Genomic DNA, 23,210 nt, shown 5'->3' on the forward strand with positions numbered 1-23,210 from the left:
AATTACGGGAGCGAGATGTCAGTTATGTGTCGGAAACGTTAAGGAAACTCTGAATAAGTCCTACGCCTGGGATAAAATATCCGCAGCTTGCCATTTTCGATAGGTGCCCGCCATGAAGCAACTCGGACTCAGTGCCCCACTGTTTGTGAAGAAACCGAAACAGACTCGGCGGCAGCAATTTCTCCAAGAGATGGAGCAGGTAGTGCCTTGGAGTTTGTGGACGAGCCGGATAGCGCCGCACTACCCGACAGCGGGCCGAGGCCGCCGCCCCTTTCCCTTGGCGACGATGTTGCGCATTCACCTGATGCAGCAGTGGTTCGGCTATTCCGATCCGGCGATGGAGGAAGTATTGCACGACATGCCGCTGCTGCGCGAGTTTGCCGGGCTCGATGCGGGCGAGGACGCCCTGCCGGATGAAACCACGATCCTCAAGTTCCGGCATCTGCTGGAACGCCATCAGTTGGCACAAACCCTATTTGATGAAACGGCGGCGCTGTTGGCCGAAAAAGGCCTGTTGCTACGGCAAGGCACGATCGTCGATGCGACATTAATCGCTGCCCCGCCGTCCACCAAGAACCGGGCGCGCAAACGGGATGCCGAGATGAGTTCGACCAAGAAAGGGAACAATTACCACTTTGGGATGAAGGCGCACATTGGGGTCGATGCCGAGTCGGGGTTAGTGCATACTGTGGAGATGACCACCGCCAAGGTGGCGGATGGGGTCATGACGGAGGCGTTGCTGCACGGCGAGGAACGGGTCGTGCTGGGCGATCGGGCCTATACCCGCAAGGACCGGAATCTGGCGGCGGATCGCCTGGAAGGTGAGCCGGTTTGGGCCTTTCCGTTCAAGCGGGGGAAGGGTGAGGAGTTGCCGGTAGAGCAAGCCCTTCACAACCACATGCTGGCGCCGTTACGCGCCATGGTCGAACATCCGTTCCGGATCGTCAAGCGCCAGTTCGGCTATACCAAAGTGCGTTACCGGGGGCTGTTCAAGAATGCCCAACAACTCTACTTGCTGTTTGCCCTGGGCAATCTTTATCACGTTCGGCAGGCGCTGCAGCCGACCTAGGGAGACCTTTGTCCTTCGCCCTGGAAAACCGAGAACACTGAGTGAAATCACCCCGATAGCGGGCGCTGCCGGGAAGGATTTGCCCATTTTCGGCGAGGTGCCACGGATGTCGCACGGTGTCGCTTATAAAAACCACTTATTCAGAGCTTCCTTAACGCTGCGTGACGGGCGGATGACACTTCGATGACAGAAGAAGCGAAAACAAAACAAAGAGCTGGATCCGCCCGCTGTTGAAGCCGTTATTTTGGTGGTATCCGGATTAACCGCACGCAAACTTTCGGCAGCCCCGGAAAGCGGGCCGGTTTTGCTCAGAAAATTTTGAAAGGAAAACGTAGGGGCGTGTCAATATCGATACTGCTTTTCCTGTGCCTGTTCCTTGCCGATCAACCCGGCCGCGCCCTGTAACTGTTCAGCGATCAACCCGATCAGATCGTCGGCAGCAAAGATGCCCACGAGAACGCCGCTTTTATCGACGACCGGCAGCCGTCTGACGCCTTTTTGACGCATCGATCGAATCGCGTCGAGCAGGTCGTCGTCCTCCTGCGCCAGCACCAGTTCGCGGCACATCAGATCGCCTACCGTGACCGTATCGATCGCGAGTTCTTTCGCGATCACTTCGATGACGATATCCCTGTCCGTCACGATCCCGACCGGATAGCGCAAGCCGTTGCGTTCTTCCACTATAATCACATCGCCGGCATGATATTGACGCATCAGTACGGCGGCATTGAAGATAGTGTCGTCTTTATACGCCACCAGAACTTCGCGATTGCATAAGGTTTTAAGCGTCATAATGAAAATCCGATTTTGAGTGGGGAACGGTAATAATTGACTCTAAAGGGCGCGTTTGATTCAAAGCCGAAGTTATTTGCCGTTGCGGCAGGACGAATCGTTTGCGGTATTGCGGCCCGTTTCGCGCTTCAAATGTTTCGGGTGAACTATTCCGAAAGAGCGGATAACTAAAAAATAAGGAAATTTTGAAGCAGGCGGTCCGGAGGGGGCATCCGCCGGATTTAAAACCCGTGCAGCGGCGCACTGATATTATCCCGCTTCACAAGGGAGAATCACCATTTTGGTGCCGAAGCGCCGGGCGGTTTGAACGGCTTTGAAATGCTTTCGGTTCGTGAGGTTAAATCAAGCCGGTAACCGAAATGGCATGGTTAATGCTTGATATCCTTAGGGTGAAGAATGCTTTCTCGGCATTCTTCTGTTTTTAACTACGAAGGAGATTGAGATGGCTGCTTTTGTATTTTTGTGCCTGTTTTTGGTGCTGATGGAAGTGTATCGGCGTGAACTGGCAACATGTCAGAAAAGCGTATCAATGGCTCGCTGCCGTCCGCTGCGGAAACGCGGCGATCACGGTTGATTTTTAGTTTCGGAAACAGGGCTGTTTCCGCACCTCCAGCCTCCTTGCCAAGTTTCGCTTGAAGTTTGGTAAGGAGAAAAGTTGGGTGTATTTGAATAAAGCTTACGTGTTCGTATTAGGCAGGTAGGTTTTGGTTGAAAGGACATTTCATGCTCGACAAGACCCTGTCCATTATTCTGGCCGGCGGCGCCGGTTCCAGACTCCACCCCTTGACCGCCGAACGGGCCAAGCCGAGCGTGCCTTTCGGCGGCAAATACCGGATCATCGATTTCACCTTGTCGAACTGTCTGCATTCTGGACTGCGGCGCATTCTGGTGCTGACGCAATACAAATCTCATTCCCTGCAAAAGCATCTGCGCGACGGGTGGTCGATTTTCAATCCGGAGGTTTCGGAGTATATCACCCCGGTGCCGCCGCAGATGCGCACCGGTAATTCCTGGTACGCGGGCACCGCCGATGCGATCATGCAAAACCTGTATCTGCTCGAACGCAGCCATGCCGCTTATGTGCTGGTGCTGTCGGGGGATCATATTTACCGGATGGATTACGCCGCCCTGCTGCATTTTCACCAGGAGCAGGGCGCGGAACTGACGATTGCCTGCATGCGGGTGCCGCTGGAGGAAGCCCGCGGTTTCGGCGTCATGTCGGTCGATCCGTCTCAGCGCGTCGTGGAGTTTCGGGAGAAACCCGCCAATCCCCAGGCGCTGCCCGACGATTCGCAACATGCGCTGGTTTCGATGGGGATCTATGTATTCGATATGGATTTGCTCTGCCGGGAGTTGAAATTCGATCACGAGCTTGCCGAATCGCGCCATGATTTCGGCAAGGACATCATTCCGCGCCTGATCGGCCGGCAACGCGTCTTCGCCTACCGTTTCGGCGGCGAGAAGGGGCGGGTGACGCCCGACCGTTACTGGCGCGATGTCGGCACGGTCGATTCATATTACACGGCGAATATGGATTTGCTGCTGCCGGTGCCGCCGATCAACCTGTATCAGCGCGATTGGCCGATACGGACCTATCCCGGCCAATATCCCCCGGCCAGGATGGCGCCCGGTCACTCGGGCCGCCCCGGTCAATTCGATAATTCGCTGATTTGCGGCGGAGCGGTGATCATGGGCGGCACGGTCAGGCATTCCATTCTCTCGGCGCAGGTTCGCGTCGATGACGATGCGCGGGTCGAGGATTCGATCCTGTTCAAGGGCGTGCAGGTCGGCGCCGGCGCGGTGCTGAAGCGCTGCATCATCGACAAGTATGTAAGCGTACCGTCCGGCGAGAAAATCGGCATCGATCCGGTGGCCGATGCGGTGCGTTTCACGGTTTCGGAAAGCGGGGTGACGGTGGTGCCGAAAGGCTACCGTTTTTGACCCGGGACCGGTTCAGGCCGTGGCGGGGAAGGGGAAGGACGGACCGGTATGAAACGGTCCATCCGGAACAGGCATTTTTCGTTCTCGGCTAACGCGGCAAATTGTAAAGCACGTCGTTCGCTTTATCTTTGGCGTCTTCCTTTTTGATCGCGCCTTGTTGCGATCTTTCCTGGCTGAACTTGTTGATCATGTCCTCCCAGCTCGAATAGTGCTCATAGCCCTTGAAGCCGGCATTCTTCCGCTGCTGGTAGATCTCTTGGCCCATATCGATGATTTCCAGCGGGGTTTTGCCGTCGACCGCATTCAAAAATTCGGAATCGGCCTTTTGCGCGTCGCGAATGGTCCAGAAGGAGACTTCGAATTCGATGCGCTTCTCGGCCGGCAGCCGTTCCTTCAATACTTTGACGGACTTATACGCGGTCCGGATATTGTGCCCGTTGACTTTGTCGCTTCTGCCGCAGGCGGACAAAAGGATACAACTCAGAATAAAAATCAGGAATAGGGAAATTTTTTTCATTAGGCTGCCTCGATGGAATGACGGATCGGTGTTAAGGGTATTGGCTTTTTATTGTTTATTAATAACGCCTGATCTTCAAAAAACTCGGTAAAATGATCGGCAATTATAACCCATGCAACCCCTTATGCTGGAATTTATCCAATTACTGAAGCAGCGTTACCAGACGATTTTACAGCAGGCTCCTCTCGAATCCGCCAAGGCGGTCTACCGGCAGCGCATCGATCAGCTGCTGCTGGCGGAAGCTTTTTTACGCAAAGGCGCGCTGATCGATTCCAAGCCGTTGCCGCCGCTGCAGATTGCCGTGGTAGGGCCGACGCAGGCGGGCAAGAGCACGCTGGTGAACGTGCTGCTTCAGTCCGGCGCCGCCGGAGTGAGCCCCCTGGCGGGCTATACGGTGCATCCGCAAGGCTTTTGCCACCGGGTCGGGCGCGAGGATTGCAGCGGCTTGCAGCGCTACTTCGGGCGTTTTCAGCAACTGCTGCCCGCGCAATTGAGCAAAGACCGGCACGATTGCTTTGCGCTGTCCGAACCGGGAGCGCATTCTTCGCTACTGCCCGAATGCGTATTGTGGGATACGCCCGATTTCGACTCGATCGATTCGTCGACCTACCGCGAAGGTGTCATCCGGACCATGGCGCTGGCCGATGTGATCGTGCTGGTGATCAGCAAGGAAAAATACGCGGACCAGTCGGTCTGGGACATGATGTCCGTCCTGGAAGCCTTACGCCAGCCGACCGTGATCTGCCTGAACAAGCTCAGCGAGGGCTCGGAAGCGCTGATCGTGCATTCCTTGAAGGAAAAATGGCTGCTGGCCCGCAAGGACGAATTTCCGGAAGTCGTGCCGCTGTACTATGACAAGCCATCGGGCCTGCCGGTCTGGCCGGAGGCCAAGCCGTCGCTGCTGCCGCGGCTCGCCGCTCGGGTTTCCTACAAGAAGCATGCCCGCTACGAGCAGGAATTGCTCCAGTATTACTGGCCGCAATGGCTGGAGCCCGTTGTGCAGGAGCATCAGGCGCTGAGAGATTGGCATCAGTTGCTCGATCAAACGATCAAACAGGCGCTGGACCATTATCAGCGCGACTATCTGAACCATCCGCATCACTACGAAACCTTTCAGGTCGCGATGGCCGAACTGCTCGCCCTGCTCGAAATCCCCGGCTTGGCGGGCATATTGGCCGGCACGCGCCGGGCATTGACCTGGCCGGTCAGGCAGTTGATGAAGCTCGGCCGCAAGAAGGCTTCGCTGACCGGCACCAGCCACGAAGTCGCGCTGCTGCACCAGATCGCCGAGCACGCCTTGCTGCAGATGACCGACAACCTGCGCGACAAGGCCGAGGAGCATCAGCAGCGCCTGTGGTGGAAGGATATGGGCGCGCTTCTGCGCGGCCGGCGCCAGGAGCTGTTGGCCGGGTTCGACGGCGCGGTCAAACATTACCACCAGACTTTCCAGCAGGATGTCGAAAGCGCCGCGCACCGTTTGTACCGCAAACTGCAGGAGCAGCCTTTGCTACTGAACAGCCTGCGCGCGACCCGGGCAACGACCGATGCGGCGGTGATCGCGTTGACCTTGCATACCGGCGGGATCGGGGTGCACGATCTGGTGATCGCTCCGTCGATGCTGACGGTGACCTCGCTGCTGGCCGAAAGCGCGATCGGCAGTTACATGCACAGCGTCGAGGCCGATCTGAAAAAAAACCAGTTGAACCAGGTCAGACAGGTGCTGTTCGTCGAGGCGCTGCGCGACAAATTGGCGGCTTTGCCGCAGCAATTGTCCGCCCTGGCGCATTTCAACATTACGCCCGAGCAATTACAGGAAGCGGAAAACCATCTGAAGGAAAAACGTCATGGCTTACGATTACTCTGATTTGGCGGATCATACCCGCCAGTGGGCCGCACAAGCGGCGGAGGTGGGCTGGATCGATCGGGACATGCCGGAACAGGAAAGCCTTCCGCGGACCGGTACGCCGAGCGCCCTGTTCGGCCAAGGGCAGGGCCGGCCGTTGCTGGTGGCGTTCATGGGCGGTACCGGCGTCGGCAAGAGTTCGCTGTTGAACCGGCTGGCCGGCAAGGCGATTGCCAGAACCGGCATTGAACGGCCGACTTCGCGCGAGGTGACCCTGTATCACCACCGTTCGGTCGCGCTCCGGCATTTGCCCGAGCATCTGCCGATCGCCAGCGTGAAGACCGCGCCGCACGACGACGAGGCGAAACGGCATATTATCTGGATCGACATGCCCGATTTCGACAGCATCGACCAGGCCAACCGGCATCTGGTGCTGGAATGGCTGCCGCATATCGACGTACTGATCTATGTGGTCAGTCCGGAACGCTACCGCGACGAGAAGGCCTGGCGGCTGCTGTTGGCGGAAGGGGCGCGGCACGCCTGGCTGTTCGTATTGAATCAATGGGACCGCGGCCAACCGGAACAATTCGAGGACTTCAAACGCCAGTTGAGCAAGGCCGGTTTCGTCGACCCGATCGTTTTCAAGACGATCTGCGCGGAAGACGGGCAGGAAGACGAATTCAGCGCCTTGGCAAAGATGCTCACCGATCTGGCCAACGAGCATACCGTGCAGCAGCTCGAACAGCGCGGGCTTAAGGTCCGCCTCGACGAGCTCCGCTGCGCGCTGGAACAATACCGGCAGGCTTTGGCCGGCGATGCGGCATTCAAGGAGCTCTCTCCGCTTTGGCAGCAGCAATGGCAGCGTACCGGGCAGTTGCTGCTGGAAGGCTTCGCCTGGCCGGTCAGGCAATTGGCCGATTATTATGCGGAACATGCGGTCGGCTTGCTGACCCATCCGGCGACCGGAAAATATCCTTCGACTCAGGCCGATGCGCTGCTATGGGACGCTTGGGCGAAAGCCCGGTTCGACGATGCCCTCGACGAGTTCGTGCTGCAGGCCGAGCAGCGCGGCATTCCGGCGCAGCCGCTCAAGCGGCAACTGGCTCCGCTTCGCGAAAAAGCGCCGAAAATCATCGAAACCCAAAGCGAACTGGCGGTGAGACAATCTCTCGCCAATCCCGGCAACACTCTGCAGCGGACTTTGCTGAGCGGGGCGCGCATCGCCGAAATCCTGCTGCCGCTGGCGGCCCTGAGCTGGGTCGGTTATCAGGTGTTTACCGGTTACGAGTACAGCAACGAAACCCATCTGGCGTACCTGGGCGTCGATTTTCTGATTCACAGCAGCCTGGTGGTCGCGATCAGCTGGCTGACGCCCTGGTTCATCGCCAGAAAACTGAAGCCTTCGCTGCAGGCCAGCGCACTGCGCGGCTTGCAAAAAGGCCTGGCGCAGGCGTTTGCGTCGATCGGTTCCGAAGCCTTGGCGGCGATCGATCGGATGAAAGATTTGCATGCCGAACAGCAAAGGCAGGTCGCCGATCTGCTTGGCCACTGCGCCGCACTCGAAAGCCGGCAGCAGACCACGATCGACAGCAGCAGTCCGCTGCAACGGATGTTGATTCGTTAAGCCGAGATTGATTACGTTCGATTGCTCACCGCTTCGGCGTGAGCGGGCGGGCGAGAATCGGATCAAACGATCAACGCGTATGCATACGCGATGGATGCCAAAAACAGAAGAATCAGCCAGACGGCTCCGAAGCGTACCGAAGCGTTGCGCGCGAAGAATATCGCATAGGCGGCTTTCAAGAGATTGTTGCTGCCGCTGGCCAATACGACCGCGGCAACGATTGCCGATTCGGAAACCTGAAATTTTCCGCTCAACAACGACAGGATGAACGGATAGATATCCGTCAATCCCACCGCAATCGCCAGGAAATTCAGCCCGGAGCGCCCGAAATGGCTGATCACGTATTGGGTGACGAAGGTAAACACCATGAACAGCGCCGCAAACAGAACGGCGGTGGAAAGTTCCAGCGGGTGGCCGACATCGACCGTATCCGCTTCGGAGGGGCATTCGTTTTTATAATGGACCAACGCCGCCACGGCGATCACCGACAGCACGATGATCGGGAGGAAAGGCAACAGCAGCCGGAGGCCCGCATGCAGGTCGAACAGAAAAATAATCGCCAGCAGGCGCAGGTACATCATCGTGGTGGCGGTGATCAATGCGGCCGAGACATAGCTTTCGGCTCCCGGCAAATTGCGTGCGCGCCGGCCGATCATGATGGTGGCGACCGTACTCGAATACAGCCCGGCCAATACGGCCGTAATCATCAGGCCGCGGCTTTTATAAAAATAACTGTGGATCAGATAGCTGAGATACGAAAAGCCGGAAACGATGATCACCGCCAGCCAGACTTTGTAATAAGTGACCGGCAGTGCCGGTGCGATCGGCCGATCCGGCAATAAGGGCAGAATCACGCCGGAAATGATCAGGAATTTGGCGAGCGTGACGACTTCGTCGTTCGCGAGCTGATCCGAAAAACGGTGAATGACCGGCTTCGCGCCGAGCATCAGGATCAGCACTACCGCAAACAGCACCAGGAACCAGTTCGGAAAAGTAATCGCGATCGGACCGATCAGATAGATCAGCAGCCCCAGCAGCGGGCTGAAGATCGAAAAGATGCCTTTCGCGGCCAAGTGCCAATAATAAATCAGCAGCGCCGCCCCAAACAGTAGAAATCCCATGGCGAACAGCAGCTTGCCGGAATCGAGCGAAAACAGCATAAAGCCCAGAATCGCAATCAATACAAAGGTCCGGGTGCTGCCGAAATGAAGCTGGTATTGATTGATTTGATGATAGCGGCGAAATTCGAGCCCGACCACGAACGCAAAGGCGACCGTCATCCCGAACTGGATCAGGATGGGGGGAATGGTCGCGATCAGGTCGGCGAATTCCATGGGCTTGGCGCTTTAGAGCAGCGGCTCGCCGTTGACATTGTACCAGTCCAGGATGCTTTGCCAGATTTCCTCGGCGGTTTCCGCATACCAGAACAACTCGCGGTCTTCGGGATCGATCACGCCTTCGCAGATCAGGAAATCGACATTGAACGCTTCCTTCCAGAAGCTCTCGCCTACCAGCACGACCGGCGCCTGCTTGATCTTGCGGGTCTGCATCAGGGTCAGGGTTTCGAACAGTTCGTCGAACGTGCCGTAGCCGCCCGGAAACACGACCAGCGCCTTGGCGCGGAGCAGGAAATGCAGTTTGCGCATCGCGAAATAATGAAAGCGGAAGCACAATTCGGGCGTGATATACGGGTTCGGAAACTGTTCGTAAGGCAGGTTGATGTTTAGGCCGACCGTCAGCGCGCCGCTGTCGTAGGCCCCGCGGTTGGCCGCTTCCATCAGGCCGGGGCCGCCGCCGGTCATGACCACGCAGGCACGGTCGGGCGCCTGCCGCCGCGACTCGCCGACTAGGCGGCCGAATTCGCGCGCAGTATGGTAATAATGGCTTTTCGCGTAAACCCGTTCGGCGACCCGGAGTTTTCCCAGCAGCAAGGGATCGTTGGGCTTGCTTTCGAGCGCGGCTTTCAGGCCGTCCACCTTGCGCTTCGATTCGCCGGGTTCCTTGATACGCGTGCCGCCGAACACCACGATGGTGTTTTCGACGCGGTTTTCCTTGAGCGTCTGCTCCGCTTTTAAAAAATCGACCTGCAAACGAAACGAACGCAGTTCGTCCTGATTCAGAAAGTCGACGTCCTGGTCGGCCTGGCGGTAACTGGCGCTGGACAGGATCTTTTTCAGCCGTAACGGCGCTTCAGGATCTTCTTCGGCGGGTTTGGGGATCTGGAAGGGTAAGGGCTCGGATCGTTCTTCTTTCAGGGGATGGGCGCAGGAAAGGATATTTCTGTTTTGCTTCATGGTTTCCGTAACAAATGGATTTCTCGAATAGGGCCGGTATGTGCCCGAGAAAGCCCATCCGTGCTCAACTGAAGAATTTAAGATACTCGCTTTCGGAAAAAATGTCCCGGTTGTTTTCGACGCGGTCCAGAAAGACCAGGCCGTTCAGATGGTCGAATTCGTGTTGAAAAACGCGGGCGATGAAGTCCTGCAGGCGGATTTGGACCGGATGCCCTTGCTCGTCGGTATAGTCGACCCGGATGTCTTTGAAGCGCGGGACCAGGGCGCGAATTCCGGGAATGCTCAGGCAGCCCTCCCAGCCTTTTTCGATGCTTTCCGAAAGCGTTTCGAAGGAGGGATTGATCATCACGGTCGGTTCCATTAGAGGCGCGTCCGGATAGCGCGGGGTGGGGCGGGAGGCGACGATCACGATGCGCACGGATTCGCCGATCTGCGGCGCGGCGAGACCGACGCCTTGGGTATTGGCCAGCGTCGCTTTCATCGCGGCGATCACGGCGCGGTTTTCGGCGCTGTTCGTTTCAGCGGCGGGCAGGGCCTGGCGCCGCAACACTTCGGCGCCCAGTTGGGCAATTTCTCTTATCCGATTCATAAAATGCCTCTCAGCGTTACGCGGACGAATTCGGGCTTATCGTCCCGGTCGGGGTGAAAAAGGGTCTTTTTTTACTATGGATGGATTAACTCTGCAATTCATTCAACAATTGGATCTGTGCCTGGACGGGATTCTGGTCCTCTATTCGATTCGCGCGCCGGTAATGGCCGTCCGGCTGCATCAGCCAAGCCTCGGTATTATCGGTCAGGTACAGTTCCAGATCGCGCAGAATCCGGTTTTGCAGTTTCTTGCTGCCGATCGGAAAAAACACTTCGACGCGGCGGAACATGTTTCGATTCATCACGTCGGCGCTCGATGCGTAGATTTCCTGGTTGCCGCCGTTCAGAAAGGCGTAGATGCGTTCGTGTTCGAGGAAGCGGCCGATGATCGAGCGCACCTCGATGTTTTCTGAAGCGCCAGGAATGCCGGGCCGCAGGGAGCAGATGCCGCGTACGATCAGTTTGACTTCGACGCCGGCCTGCGAGGCGCGGTATAACGACTGAATCAATATTTCTTCCACGACCGCATTGACCTTGATCACGATTTTCGCCGCTTTGCCTTTCTGCGCAAAAGCGATTTCGCGCTCGATTTTGTCCAGCAGGCCGCTGTGCAGCGTGAACGGCGACTGCAGCAGTTTGTTCAGCTTGGTGACCTTGCCGAGGCTGGTCAGTTGGGCGAAAACCTTGCGGACGTCTTCGCCCAGTTCCTTGTCGCAGGTAAACAAGCCGTAATCGGTGTAGAGCTGGGTCGTCTTCGGATGATAATTGCCGGTGCCTAGATGCACGTAATTGACCAGTTCCTTGCCTTCGCGGCGGAGCACCAGGCACATCTTCGCGTGCGTCTTGTAGCCGACGACGCCGTACACGACATGCACTGCGGCTTCCTGGAGCTTGGCGGCCAGATCGATGTTGGCCTTTTCGTCGAAACGGGCGCGCAGTTCGATCACCACGGTCACTTCCTTGCCGGCCCGGGCCGCCTTGATCAAGGCGTTCACGATCGGCGAGTCGGCGCCGGTCCGATACAGGGTCTGCTTGATCGCCAGCACTTCCGGCGATGCCGCGGCCTGGCGCAGGAATTCGACGACCGGCGCGAACGAGTCGAACGGATGGTGCAGCAGAATGTCCTGTCGGCGGATGGCGGCGAACATGTCCTTGTTGCGCGCGAATTGCGCCGGAACGCTTTGCTTGAACGGCACGAATTTCACGTCGGGACGGTCGACCAGGCGAATGATTTCCTGAAGCCTGTTCAGATTGACCGGACCGTCGACCAGAAACAGGTGCTGCCGGGTCATGTCGAAGCGGGCCAGCAGAAAGGCGACCGTTTCATCGGGGCAATTCGCGTCGATTTCGAGGCGGACCTCGTCGCCGTAGTTGCGCATCGCCAGTTCGCCTTCGACCGCAAGCAGCAGGTCGTCGATCGCATCGTCGTCGACGAAGAAGTCGCTGTTGCGGGTTACCCGGAATTGGTAACAGCCTTTGATGGTCATTCCGTTGAACAGCTGGTCGACGAAGGCGTGGATGATCGACGACAGAAACACGAAATCGTACCGGCCGCTTTGCGTTTCCTCGGCCGGCAGCTGCACGATGCGGGGCAATGCGCGCGGCGCCTGCAAAATCGCGCGGCCGCTGTTGCGCCCGAACGCATCCTTGCCGGTCAGCGAGATGATGAAGTTCAAACTCTTGTTCAGAATGCGCGGAAAAGGATGCGCCGAATCCAGGCCGACCGGCGTCAGGATCGGCAGCACTTCCTCGTTGAAATAATTCTGCAGCCATTTCAGCTGGGTTTCGCTCCAGTCCTTGCGGCGGATGAAGTTGATGTTCTGTGTCTGCAGTTTCGGAATCAGGATCTCGTTCAGCACCTGGTATTGCTCGGTAACCAGTTCGTGCGCCTTGACCGAAATCAGTTCCAGCTGCTCGCCCGGGGTCAGACCGTCGGAACCGGTAACCTTGGGATCGATCGCCGCCATCTGGATTACGGAAGCGACCCGGACTTCGTAAAATTCGTCCAGATTCGAGCAGGAAATGCACAGGTAGTTGAGCCTTTCGAGTAGCGGCACGTCTTCGTTGCGGGCTTGCGCCAGTACCCGCCTGTTGAATTCGAGCAGGCTGGCGTCGCGGTTGATGTAAAATTCCGGCTTTTGCAGGTCGGCGGCGGGGATGACTTCGATGATGGCGTCCATAACTATTTTGAGCGGTTGGCGATTAAGGCATTACGCCTTCGATGAAAACGTGGCGGTCACTGATTGGTTCGATGTTTAGCGGGAGTTCGGCTTTTTTGAGTTGATCCCGGATTTCTTCAAGGGTAAAAGCGGCCAGCAGGGAACGGTAAAAATCGCGCCGTAAAATCTCCGGCTCCCCGGCGGCATGGGCCTCGACCAGCGCCATTGCCGCCTCGAGCGAGGCGGGGCGCAGCAGATCCATCACCGCGATGCGGGTGCCGGGCCGGGCGGCTTTTTTTATCGTTTGCCACAACGCCTGCGGGTCGGGCAAATGGTGCAGCAGGCTGTTGCTGAATATGATCGCATAAAATTGTTCGGGAAATATGACAAAAGGCAGACGTTCGTGGATCAGCCGGATGCGGTTCCCGATGGACGGCGTCCGGATGGCCGCATAATCGAGCATCGCGCGCGAACCGTCGACCGCGTCGATGCGGCACCGTGGAAAGGCCTTGGCGAAACACAGGCCGATGTCGCACGGCCCGCAGCCCAGGTCGAGCGCGATGCCGCTGAATTCCGGGTCGCCGACGAAGGCCCGCAGGCGGTCGACGAATTGCTGGTGCGGGACCGCAAAATCGGCTTCGGCATAGGCCCTGACCTGTTCGGGATCTTCCATCAGCTCGGGTTCCGGTTGTCTATCCATTGCATTCTCTCGTAGTTAACGTGATAGGTGAATTAAGGGAAGAGATGTACCCATGCCGCAGGTGCCGAGGGAAGTGCGCTGCCGGGCCGACTTGGATTGACGGGCGATACTTCCCGTCTTATCCGGCGTTGACGGCGTTAAATCCGCGCCTGCCCTGCAGGCCGCCGGTGTGGACGGCGACGATGCGTTGGCCGGGGGTGAAACAGCCTTTGGCGATCATGTCGTAAAGTCCGTACATCATTTTTCCGGTATAGACCGGTTCGAGCGGAATTTGCTGGGTCAGTTCAAAGCGGTGGATGAATTCGAGCAATTCGCGCGCCGTTTTCGCAAAGCCGCCGAAATGGTAATCGTGAACGATTTGCCAGCGAGGGCAGGGTTTCGGCAGCAGGCTTTCCACATCGGCCGTCAAAAACTCCGCGTGCTTGAGCGCCGCAAAGCCGAGCACGGTTTTTGCGCCGCCGAGGGCGGCGATGCAGCCGGCCAGCGTCGTGCCGGTGCCGCAGGGCAGGCAAAGCGCGTCGAAAGGCATCTCGATTTCTTCGACCAGTTCGGCGACGCCTTTCAGCGCAAGAGGCTGAGCGCCGCCTTCCGGCAGCCAGTATTGGCCGGGCCGGATACCGGGGAGGCTGTCGGGTTTACGGTATTGCCTGAGCTGCCGGTATTCCGACCGCGAAACGAAGCGCAGTTCCATGCCCCAATTGCGGCAGTCCTCGAGGGTCGGCGTCAGCGGCTCCGTCCGCTCGCCGCGGATATGGCCGATCGTCTGCAAACCCAGTCGTTTGCCGGCGTAAGCCAGCGCATGCAGATGATTCGAGTGGGCGCCGCCCATGCTGATCAGGGTGCGGGCTCCGGATGAGAGTGCGTCTTCGAGGATGTGGCTTAACTTCCGCCATTTGTTGCCGGATATGATAGGATGCAGCCTATCGTCCCGCTTGAGCCACAATTCGATCTCCTGGGGCAGATCGGGATCGGCGATACGGACCAGCGGCGAGGGATGAAAGCCGGCTTTCAGAGAGGACAGGGCGGGATGCATCTGGATTTTATCGTAAAATAATAACAATACGCCGGACTTATTTAGCTAGAGAAAAAGCCATGACCGAACAAACGAATGAAGCACGCCCTGTATCGTCCTGGAAGTCGGTGATCGAGAGCCGCAAGGAGAGGGCGGCATACTATTTCGAAAACATTCTCGAAGATCAGCGGAGCTGGTACGAAAGCAAGGCAGGGCAGTATAAATACAAGCATTTGTTTTTCGCAATGGCCGTGATCGTGACGGGCGCGCTGATTTCGGTCATCCAGGTGTTTGCCGATCAATCCTGGACAGCCGGAGCCACTGCCTTGTTAGGCGCGGCCGTCACGGTATTCCGCGCGGTGGATACGCTGCTGCGTCCGAACGAAACCTGGCAGGCTTACCGGAAAGCGGCCGAAGGGATGAAACGGGAATATCGCCTGTACATCAACAATGCCGGCGATTATGCCCCGGTGACCGATGAGGAGGCCGCCTACCGGCTGTTGGTCGAGCGCGTCGAAACGGTGATTGCGGAAGAACAGCAATTATTCTGGCAGTACCGCAACAGTGCCGCCGGCGAAACCGATGATCAACACGCTAAAAATAACGCCGTTTAAAACGATTTTTACGAGAGGAAGCGAATGTGGGTCAGACAATAGAAAGATCTACAGCAAGTCCCAAACCGGCCGGATAGCCGGCGGCAAAGGCGCCAGGCGGCCCAGTTCGACATATTGATTGTCGGGGCTGTGAAAGTCCGAGCCTGCAGAGCCTGCAAGCCCGAAGCGACTCGCATGGTCGGCCATGTTTCTGATTTCTTCCGGATTGTAGCGCCCGGTCACGACTTCGACGGCCTGTCCGCCGGCCTCCTTGAAGGCGTTCAGCAAGCGCCTGAGCCAGTTGGCGGTCAACTGGTAGCGCAACGGGTGTGCAAGGACGGCGACGCCGCCGGATTTGACGATCCAGTCGATAGCCACGCCCATCTCCGCCCAGGGAGTGGCTACATAGGCCGCCTTGCCTTTCGCCAGATAACGGTCGAAGGCTTCCTGCTGGCTGGTCACATGGCCCTGCGAGAGCAGAAAATCGGCGAAGTGCGTGCGCGTGATCATGCTGTCGCCAGCCATTCTTTTGACCGCTTCGAGCGCGCCGTGGATGCGTTTCTTTTCGAGTTTCTGCGCCATCTGTTCCGCGCGGTGCAGCCGTACGTTACGCAGATCATGCGTCGCTTCGGCGAGCGGGGCATAGGCGGGGTCGATCCCGAGTCCGACGATATGCAGGCATTTACCTTGCCATTGGCAGGACAGTTCGATGCCGGGAATGAAGCGGAGGCCTTCGGCTTGCGCGGTGCGTTGCGCCTCGCCGAGTCCCGCGGTCGTATCGTGGTCGGTTAGGGCCAGAGCGGTCACGCCCTGCCGATGCGCGCGCCGGACCAGTTCCGCCGGAGACAGCGCGCCGTCTGAAGCGGTGGAGTGGCAGTGCAGATCGTAAATTTCGGACATGGATTTTTGTTATCGTTATGGTTTAGAGGGTTCTGCCCATCTGTTTTTTGTCTTACGCCTGCGGTTATTGGTATTCCCCATAGAGTTTCGCATACAGCCCGTTCTGGGCAATCAGCGTCTCGTGCCGTCCCTGCTCGCAGATTTTGCCTTCTTCGAATACATAGACATGATCGGCCTGTTTGACCGCGCTCAGCCGGTGCGCGATGATGAGAGTGGTTCGGCCCGCCAGAAAACCGGCGAGCGCCTGGTGCAGCTTGTATTCGGTTTCGCTGTCGAGCGCGGAGGTGGCCTCGTCCAGAATCACGACTTTCGGTTGGGCCACGATCATCCGGGCAATCGCGAGGCGCTGGCGCTGTCCGCCCGACAGGCGCATGCCGTGGCGGCCGACGACCGTATCCAGCCCGGTCGGCAGGTCTTTTACGATGTCGCCAAGCTGGGCCGTTTCCAGGGCATTCCATAATTCCGCGTCGCTTGCGGTACGCCCGAGGGTCAGATTCGCGCGGATCGTGTCGTTGAACAGGATCGGCTGCTGCAGCACGGTCACCACGTTTTCTCTGACTACTTCCAGGCCTATCCGTTCCATCGGCGCGTCGTCGAAACGAATCGTTCCGCTTTCGGCAGGATATAGGCCGATCAAGGTCTGGATCAGGGTCGACTTACCGCCGCCGCTGGCCCCGACCAGCGCGACTTTGTCGCCGGCATGGATCGTCAGGTTGATCCCGTTCAGCACTTTTTCCTCGCCGTAGCTGAAATGCAGGTCTTCGATCCGGATCGCGACGGTCTTCTTGTTCAGGAACGGATTTTCAAGATGCGGATAATGCGGCTCCTGCTTCAGCGCCTTCAATCTGTTGATCCGGGCCAGAGCCGCTTTCGCCGCGTAAAAGGCGTACTGGATGTTCAGGATCTCCTGGACCGGCCCCATCATGAACCAGAGATAACCGAATACCGCGAGCATCTGGCCGATCGTCAGGTCCGAATAGAACACCATCAGCATCGCCAGAGCGCGAAAGACGTCGAAGCCGAACAGGAAAATCAAAAAGCTCAACCGGTTCGCGGCGTCGCTTTTCCAGGCATAGGCGGCCGAGTAATCCTTGACATAGCGCGCCGCGTTGATCAGTTCGCGGCAGTAGTGCTTTTCGCGGTTGCTGGCGCGGATCTGATGGATCGCTTCCAGCGTTTCGGTCAGCGATTCCTGAAAAATGCCGTAGGCGCTGTTTTCCTTGTTTTTAAGATCCTTGACCTTGCCTCCGACCACGCGCGTAAAATAGATCACGACCGGATTCAGCAATAAAATGAACAGGCCCAGCCGCCAGTTCATCCAGAGCAGGATCGCGGCGGTGCCGAAAATGGTCAGGCTCGCGACCAGCAATTTACTGATCGTATTGCCGATGAAATTGTCGATCGTATCGAGATCGGTGACCAGGTGCGTGACGATCGCGCCGGTGCCGAGGCTTTCGTATTCGGCCATCGAAATCGTCTGCAGGTGGCCGATCAGATCTTGACGAATGCGGAAGATGATGTCTTTTGCGATGCAGGAAAACTCGCGCGCCTGGATGATGTTGAAAACGATCGCGATGATCCGCAGCACAAGGCTCGCCAGCAGCACGGCCGCGATATAAAAGACCGGCACCTGCCACGCGGCGGGGACGAGCGGATTCAGCGTTTCGATGATCAGGCCGGGCTTGTGCAGCAGGATTTCGTCGACCAGCAGCGGCATGAACAGCGGCACCGGCACGCTCGCGATCATCGCCAGGAGGGCGATGACATGAGAATAAATCAGAGCTTTTTTATGTTGGCCGGCAATTTGGAAGATATAATCCCAGTTGAAAGGCGCTGCCTGGGATCGTGAGGGTTTGGAGTGCACGTTTCGGGTTGAAGTCGTTATATTTTCCGCGCCATTATAGCGAAGCCTTGAATTTAGTCATAGCCGCCGTTCGGCGGCGCTTCTTCGAATATTTCGTTCAGACCGCCGTATCAATCAATTTCTCAAATAGCATGCAATCCCTACGTGTCATCCTCCTGGCTATCGTACTGGCGTCGGGTATCGATGCCTGCGCGCGCGACCGGCAGCGCGAGCGCAGCGACTTCGTGCTGGCCGAGCAGGCGGTCGAGCGCGGCGATGCGGCCGCTTTTCAGGCACTGGCCGATACGCTGTCCGAGTATCCGCTTTATCCTTATCTTCTGTATCAGTGGTTGAAAAAGGACCTGACGCAAACCGACGGAATCCGTGCGTTTCTGGCGGATTATAAAAACACGCGCTACGCTCCGCTGCTGCGGGAAAAATGGCTCAAGTCGATGGCCGCGCAAAACAAGTGGCAGGCTTATACCGAAAATTACATAGCCGACGGCAATGTGGCGCTCCAATGCCTGTATCATTGGGCCCGCTTTCAAACCGGTTTTCAGGAACAGGCCCTGCTGAATGCCAAACGGTTGTGGATGAGCGGCAGTTCTCAGCCGGGCGAATGCGGACCGCTATTTGCCGAGTTGGAAAAATCCGCGCTGATGAGCCGCGAAATGATATGGCAGCGTTTCGAAATGGCGTTGAAGGAAAACCACCGGCAGCTGGCCGAATCGCTTGCGCGCCAGCTGCCGAGGTCGGACCGTGATGTCGCTGAGTCATGGCTCGAAGTCGATAAGAACCCCGAACGGATCATTGAACTGAAGAATCGTTCGGGCAACGATGCGTTGTCCGCCCGAATTTTTGCGCATGGCCTCGACCGGATCGCCAAGTCGGACCCGGACAGGGCCGTGCGGCTTTGGGACGCCGAGAAACAAGGCCTGCCGCTGGAAGACCGCATCAAGCAAATGACCGAGCGCCGGCTGGCGCTGGCTTTGGCCTTTCAAAGAAAGGCCGGCGCTTACGACCGGTTGACCGGTTTGAGTGTCTATGACGGCGAGGTGAGGGAGTGGCGGGTCAGGGCCGCTTTGTTCGAACAGAACTGGGAGCATATCGCAGCAGCCGTGTCGGATTTGACGCTCGAAGAGCTCAAGGAAGCGCGCTGGCAGTATTGGCAGGCGCGTGCGTTCGAGGTCGCCGGCCAGGCCGCGGAGGCGCGGTCGCTGTATATGCAGGCTGCCAAGGACCGAAGTTTTTACGGCTTTCTGGCCGCCGACGCGGTGTCGCAGCCATACTTCCTGGCCGATACCCCTGTGCCGCTGGCCGCGAACGATCTGGCGGAATTGGCGGCCGAAAAGGATTTTCAGGCCGTGATCGAGCTCAGGGCGTTAAACCGCGAAATGGAAGCGCAGCGGCAATGGTGGTTCGCAACGGGAAAACTGGCCCGGGAGAAACGCGCACGGGCCGCCAAGCTGGCGGAGTCGTGGGGCTGGCATCCGGTTGCGATCAAGACGCTGGCCAAGGCGGATTATTGGGACGATCTGGCCTTGCGCTTTCCGGTCGGCTATCTGGAACAGGTGCGGAACAATGCGCTCCGCCACAATCTCGACCCTGCGGTCGTGCTGGGCGTCATCCGGCAGGAAAGCATGCTCGACAGCCATGCCGAATCGGCCGTCGGGGCGCTGGGACTGATGCAGGTGATGCCGAAAACGGGCAGGCAGATTGCACGGGAGATTCAGCAAGATCTGGTAACGGACGCCAGTCTGTTCGACCCCGATGTGAATATTCGGCTGGGATCTTATTATTTCAAAAAACTGCTGCAGCGCTTCAACGGTCATGTGGCGTTAGCGGCCGCGGCGTACAATGCGGGGCCTGCCAGAGCAACGAAATGGCTGCCGAATGCCGGGGCGATGCCCGCCGATATCTGGGTCGAAACGATCCCGTTTCGGGAAACACGAAAGTATGTGGCGGCGGTTTTGTCCTATGCGGTCATTTATCAGCATCGGCTCGACAAACCCGGATTGAAGATCACCGACCTGATGCCCGCCGTTCCGCCCGGGTAAAAATGAGCTGATTTTTTTCAGGGCCTGATAGATAATATGCGGAACCAATTTAATAAAAATTTGCCAAGGTAAACACAGAATGGAGAAAAAGCATAGTCTGACGCGCGACGAATTGTTGATGTCCGGAAGGGGAGAACTTTATGGACCCAAAAATGCCCAATTGCCGTTGCCGCCTATGCTGATGATGGACCGCATCACGTTGATTACCGATGAAGGCGGGCTGTACGGCAAAGGCGAGATCATCGCCGAACTCGACATCAGGCCCGACCTTTGGTTTTTCGACTGTCATTTTCAGGGCGATCCGGTCATGCCGGGCTGCCTGGGGCTCGATGCGATGTGGCAGTTGGTCGGATTTTTTCTCTGCTGGATGGGCGGGCCGGGCAAAGGGCGCGCGCTGGGCGTCGGCGAGGTCAAATTTACCGGTCAGGTGTTACCGACCGCCAAAAAAGTCGTCTACCATATTCACATGAAACGTCTGATCATGCGCAAGCTGGTGATGGGCATTGCTGACGCGACGATGGAAGTGGACGGCAAAAAGATTTACGAAGCGACCGATTTGCGCGTCGGTCTGTTTACTTCTACAGAAGATTTCTAAGGTTTAAAGGTAATGAAAAGAGTTGTGGTAACCGGTTTAGGTATCGTTTCGAGTATCGGCAATAACCGGAATGAAGTCGTCGAATCGTTGAAGCTCGGACGGTCCGGCATCGGTTTTGCCGATATTTATCGGGAACTCGGTTTTCGCAGCCATATTCACGGCGCGGTCAAGATCGACCTGGATGCCCATATCGACCGCAAGATCAAGCGTTTCATGGGCGACGGCGCCGCCTTCAACTACATTGCGATGCAGCAGGCGATCGACGATTCGGGGCTGGAAGACAGCGATATTTCGAACGAAAGGACCGGCCTCGTGATGGGATCCGGCGGGCCTTCCACTTCGAACCTGGTCGAGGCAGCCGACCTGTTGCGCGAGAAAGGCATCAAAAAAGTCGGCCCTTACATGGTGCCGCGCACGATGTCCAGCACCAACACGGCCTGCCTGGCGACGCCGTTCAGGATCAAGGGCGTCAATTATTCGATCAGTTCGGCCTGCGCGACCAGCGCGCACTGCATCGGCCATGCGATGGAACTGATCCAGATGGGCAAGCAGGACATCGTATTCGCCGGCGGCGGCGAAGAAGTGCATTGGACGATGTCGCTTTTGTTCGATGCGATGGGCGCATTGTCGTCGAAATACAACGATACCCCGGAAACGGCATCCCGGCCTTATGACGAAACCCGTGACGGCTTCGTGATTTCCGGCGGCGGCGGCGTGCTGGTGGTCGAAGAGCTGGAGCACGCGAAAGCGCGCGGCGCGAAAATTTATGGGGAATTGACCGGTTACGGCGCCACTTCCGACGGTTACGACATGGTCCAGCCGTCGGGCGAAGGCGCCGTGCGCTGCATGCGCCAGGCCCTGGCGACGGTACGCAGTAAAATCGACTATATCAACGCGCACGGCACCAGCACGCCGGTCGGCGATACCAAGGAGCTCGAAGCGTTGCGTACCGTGTTCGGCGCCGGCCGGGTGCCGAAGGTCAGTTCGACCAAATCCCTGACCGGCCATGCCCTAGGCGCGGCCGGCGTGAACGAGGCGATTTATTCGTTATTGATGATGGAAGAAGGCTTTCTGAGTGCTTCAGCCAATATCACCCGGCTCGATCCGGGCGCGGAAGGCATTCCGATCGTGCGCGAGCGCGAGGACGGCGTGACCCTGAATACGATCATGTCGAACAGCTTCGGCTTCGGGGGGACGAACGCCACTTTGATTTTCGAACGCTATACCGGTTAACTCCTAATTCTCTAGCACTGCAAGGCGCTTGGCCGGGCGAGGCATATTGTCCCGTCCTCAGAGTTTCTACTGCCGTGCACGGTAGAAAACGTAAGGGGACGGGGTTGCAAACCCCCGCTCCGCGTAGATAGACCGTAGGGTGGATTCCGATGCGCATGGGTAGGGGCTTTAAGCATCGACGGTCTTGGCTGCGTATCGTAATCCGCCAAGATTGCCGTAAAAGGCGGGTTCGGCGCACGGAAATGTCTGCCTGATTTGAAAGTAACCCGCAAAGCGCGCCGAACCCGCCCTACGCAATTTCCACCCCTTTAATTGTTTCATCGCATGTCCGATATCCGTTCGAAAACCCGCACCCAATTCAACAAACTGCAAAAGCGCCTGCGCCACAACGTAGGGGATGCGATCGCCGATTACCATATGATCGAGGACGGCGATAAGGTGATGGTCTGCCTGTCCGGCGGCAAGGATTCGTTCACCTTGCTCGACATCCTGATGAATCTGCAGAAAACCGCGCCGGTCCGGTTCGAGATCATCGCGGTGAATCTGGATCAGAAGCAGCCGGGCTTTCCCGAGCACGTGCTGCCCGAATACCTCGAATCGATCGGCGTGCCCTACCACATCATCGAGCGCGATACCTACAGCGTGGTCAAACGGGTGATTCCGGAGGGTGCCACGACCTGCGGGCTCTGCTCGCGGCTGCGCCGCGGCATCCTGTACGGCTTCGCCGAAGAGCACGGCGTCACCAAAATCGCGCTCGGCCATCACCGCGACGACCTTCTCGAAACCTTTTTCCTGAACATCTTTTACGGCGGCAAACTGAAGGCGATGCCGCCCAAGCTGCTCAGCGACGATAGGAAGAACATCGTGATCCGGCCTTTGGCGTATTGCCGCGAAAAGGACATCGAACGCTTCTCCGCTTTCAAAAACTTTCCGATCATTCCGTGCAACCTGTGCGGTTCGCAGGAAAACCTGCAGCGCAAGGCGATGAAGCAGATGCTTCGAGGCTGGGACAAACAGTTCCCGGGCCGCCTCGAAACGATTTTCACCAGCCTGCAGAACGTCGCGCCGTCGCAATTGGCCGATGCGAAGCTGTTCGACTTTGTCGGCTTGCAGCGCAGCGACGGAGCCGATGACGCACCGCCGCCAATTCGCGTCGAACAGCCGCTGGTTTTCGACCGCGCTTTCGCGAAAGCGCGCACGGCCGTGATCCTGGGCACGGCGGAATAAAGATCGTCGCGTCCTGGTCAAACGTAGGGCGGGTTCGGCGCGCTTCGCTTTTGAGTTTCGGGTTCGGCAAAGCTTTCCGCACGCCGAACCCGCCTTTTGCGGCAACCTTGGCGGGTTACGGCGCAGTATAGGTCTGCGGTTCCTAAAGACCGTTCCAATGCGTGCCGTTGCCCTTCCTACATTTTTTCTTCGGCTAACTACAGCCGTAACCGCCCTCAGTCCG

The 23,210-nt window shown here is 57.8% G+C and carries 19 protein-coding genes; 9 read left to right on the plus strand and 10 right to left on the minus strand.

Features of this window, described 5'->3' with window-relative positions:
• The first annotated feature begins 112 nt into the window (after window positions 1-112).
• Window positions 113-1,069, plus strand: a complete 957-nt coding sequence (locus METAL_RS09165; RefSeq protein WP_005369238.1) for an IS5 family transposase — start codon at window positions 113-115, stop codon at window positions 1,067-1,069.
• 342 nt (window positions 1,070-1,411) lie between these two features.
• On the opposite strand, the gene METAL_RS09170 is transcribed toward METAL_RS09165, so the two are convergent.
• Complete coding sequence (locus METAL_RS09170) at window positions 1,412-1,861, minus strand: CBS domain-containing protein (protein ID WP_005371689.1); 450 nt, start codon at window positions 1,859-1,861, stop codon at window positions 1,412-1,414.
• Window positions 1,862-2,584: 723 nt separating this feature from the next.
• Between METAL_RS09170 and glgC the strand changes: the two genes are divergently transcribed.
• The gene (gene glgC / locus METAL_RS09175) at window positions 2,585-3,802 is read left to right on the plus strand and encodes a glucose-1-phosphate adenylyltransferase (RefSeq protein WP_005371693.1); all 1,218 of its coding nucleotides are present in this window, start codon (window positions 2,585-2,587) and stop codon (window positions 3,800-3,802) included.
• Between the two features lie 88 nt (window positions 3,803-3,890).
• Here glgC and METAL_RS09180 read toward each other — a convergent pair whose 3' ends face one another.
• Window positions 3,891-4,319 carry a hypothetical protein gene (locus METAL_RS09180; protein ID WP_005371695.1) on the minus strand — a complete coding sequence of 143 codons (429 nt, stop codon included), beginning with the start codon at window positions 4,317-4,319 and terminating at the stop codon, window positions 3,891-3,893.
• Between the two features lie 124 nt (window positions 4,320-4,443).
• On the opposite strand from METAL_RS09180, the gene METAL_RS09185 reads away from it, so the two are divergent.
• Complete coding sequence (locus METAL_RS09185) at window positions 4,444-6,183, plus strand: GTPase domain-containing protein (protein ID WP_005371697.1); 1,740 nt, start codon at window positions 4,444-4,446, stop codon at window positions 6,181-6,183.
• Window positions 6,164-7,786 (plus strand): GTPase, encoded by a 1,623-nt coding sequence (locus METAL_RS09190; RefSeq protein ID WP_005371699.1) that lies wholly within the window; start codon window positions 6,164-6,166, stop codon window positions 7,784-7,786. Before METAL_RS09185 ends, METAL_RS09190 begins: the two co-directional genes overlap by 20 nt.
• A 62-nt stretch (window positions 7,787-7,848) precedes the next feature.
• Here the strand turns inward: METAL_RS09190 and METAL_RS09195 are convergent, their stop codons facing one another.
• From METAL_RS09195 to METAL_RS09220, 6 genes are all read right to left on the minus strand, one after another.
• Window positions 7,849-9,120: an MgtC/SapB family protein gene (locus tag METAL_RS09195; protein WP_005371701.1), complete on the minus strand. Its 1,272-nt coding sequence runs from the start codon at window positions 9,118-9,120 to the stop codon at window positions 7,849-7,851.
• Window positions 9,121-9,132: 12 nt separating this feature from the next.
• A complete protein-coding gene (locus METAL_RS09200; RefSeq protein WP_005371702.1) occupies window positions 9,133-10,080 on the minus strand; it encodes an LOG family protein in 948 nt (315 codons plus the stop codon).
• Between the two features lie 64 nt (window positions 10,081-10,144).
• The gene (gene def, locus METAL_RS09205) at window positions 10,145-10,669 is read right to left on the minus strand and encodes a peptide deformylase (RefSeq protein WP_005371703.1); all 525 of its coding nucleotides are present in this window, start codon (window positions 10,667-10,669) and stop codon (window positions 10,145-10,147) included.
• Window positions 10,670-10,754: 85 nt separating this feature from the next.
• On the minus strand, window positions 10,755-12,848 hold the full coding sequence (gene ppk1 / locus METAL_RS09210) for a polyphosphate kinase 1 (protein ID WP_005371704.1): 2,094 nt from the start codon (window positions 12,846-12,848) through the stop codon (window positions 10,755-10,757).
• A gap of 22 nt (window positions 12,849-12,870) precedes the next feature.
• Window positions 12,871-13,527: a class I SAM-dependent methyltransferase gene (locus METAL_RS09215; protein ID WP_005371705.1), complete on the minus strand. Its 657-nt coding sequence runs from the start codon at window positions 13,525-13,527 to the stop codon at window positions 12,871-12,873.
• Window positions 13,528-13,645: 118 nt separating this feature from the next.
• Complete coding sequence (locus METAL_RS09220) at window positions 13,646-14,560, minus strand: 1-aminocyclopropane-1-carboxylate deaminase/D-cysteine desulfhydrase (protein ID WP_005371706.1); 915 nt, start codon at window positions 14,558-14,560, stop codon at window positions 13,646-13,648.
• Window positions 14,561-14,619: 59 nt separating this feature from the next.
• Here METAL_RS09220 and METAL_RS09225 point away from each other — a divergent pair, with 59 nt between their 5' ends.
• Window positions 14,620-15,153 carry a DUF4231 domain-containing protein gene (locus tag METAL_RS09225; protein WP_005371707.1) on the plus strand — a complete coding sequence of 178 codons (534 nt, stop codon included), beginning with the start codon at window positions 14,620-14,622 and terminating at the stop codon, window positions 15,151-15,153.
• 48 nt (window positions 15,154-15,201) lie between these two features.
• On the opposite strand, the gene METAL_RS09230 is transcribed toward METAL_RS09225, so the two are convergent.
• The gene (locus tag METAL_RS09230; protein ID WP_005371709.1) at window positions 15,202-16,032 is read right to left on the minus strand and encodes a PHP domain-containing protein; all 831 of its coding nucleotides are present in this window, start codon (window positions 16,030-16,032) and stop codon (window positions 15,202-15,204) included.
• A gap of 64 nt (window positions 16,033-16,096) precedes the next feature.
• Window positions 16,097-17,779 (minus strand): ABC transporter ATP-binding protein, encoded by a 1,683-nt coding sequence (locus tag METAL_RS09235; protein WP_005371711.1) that lies wholly within the window; start codon window positions 17,777-17,779, stop codon window positions 16,097-16,099.
• A 248-nt stretch (window positions 17,780-18,027) separates the two neighbouring features.
• Here METAL_RS09235 and METAL_RS09240 point away from each other — a divergent pair, with 248 nt between their 5' ends.
• The 4 genes from METAL_RS09240 (at window position 18,028) to ttcA (ending at window position 22,987) form a co-directional block, all read left to right on the plus strand.
• A complete protein-coding gene (locus METAL_RS09240; protein WP_005371712.1) occupies window positions 18,028-19,932 on the plus strand; it encodes a transglycosylase SLT domain-containing protein in 1,905 nt (634 codons plus the stop codon).
• A 79-nt stretch (window positions 19,933-20,011) separates the two neighbouring features.
• Window positions 20,012-20,527, plus strand: coding sequence for a 3-hydroxyacyl-[acyl-carrier-protein] dehydratase FabA (gene fabA, locus METAL_RS09245; protein ID WP_005371715.1), 516 nt, complete (start codon window positions 20,012-20,014; stop codon window positions 20,525-20,527).
• Between the two features lie 12 nt (window positions 20,528-20,539).
• A complete protein-coding gene (gene fabB / locus METAL_RS09250) occupies window positions 20,540-21,760 on the plus strand; it encodes a beta-ketoacyl-ACP synthase I (RefSeq protein WP_005371716.1) in 1,221 nt (406 codons plus the stop codon).
• 324 nt (window positions 21,761-22,084) lie between these two features.
• Window positions 22,085-22,987, plus strand: a complete 903-nt coding sequence (gene ttcA / locus METAL_RS09255) for a tRNA 2-thiocytidine(32) synthetase TtcA (RefSeq protein ID WP_005371717.1) — start codon at window positions 22,085-22,087, stop codon at window positions 22,985-22,987.
• Window positions 22,988-23,210 lie beyond the last annotated feature (223 nt).

The organism is Methylomicrobium album BG8 (assembly GCF_000214275.2).
GTDB classification, from domain to species: domain Bacteria; phylum Pseudomonadota; class Gammaproteobacteria; order Methylococcales; family Methylomonadaceae; genus Methylomicrobium; species Methylomicrobium agile.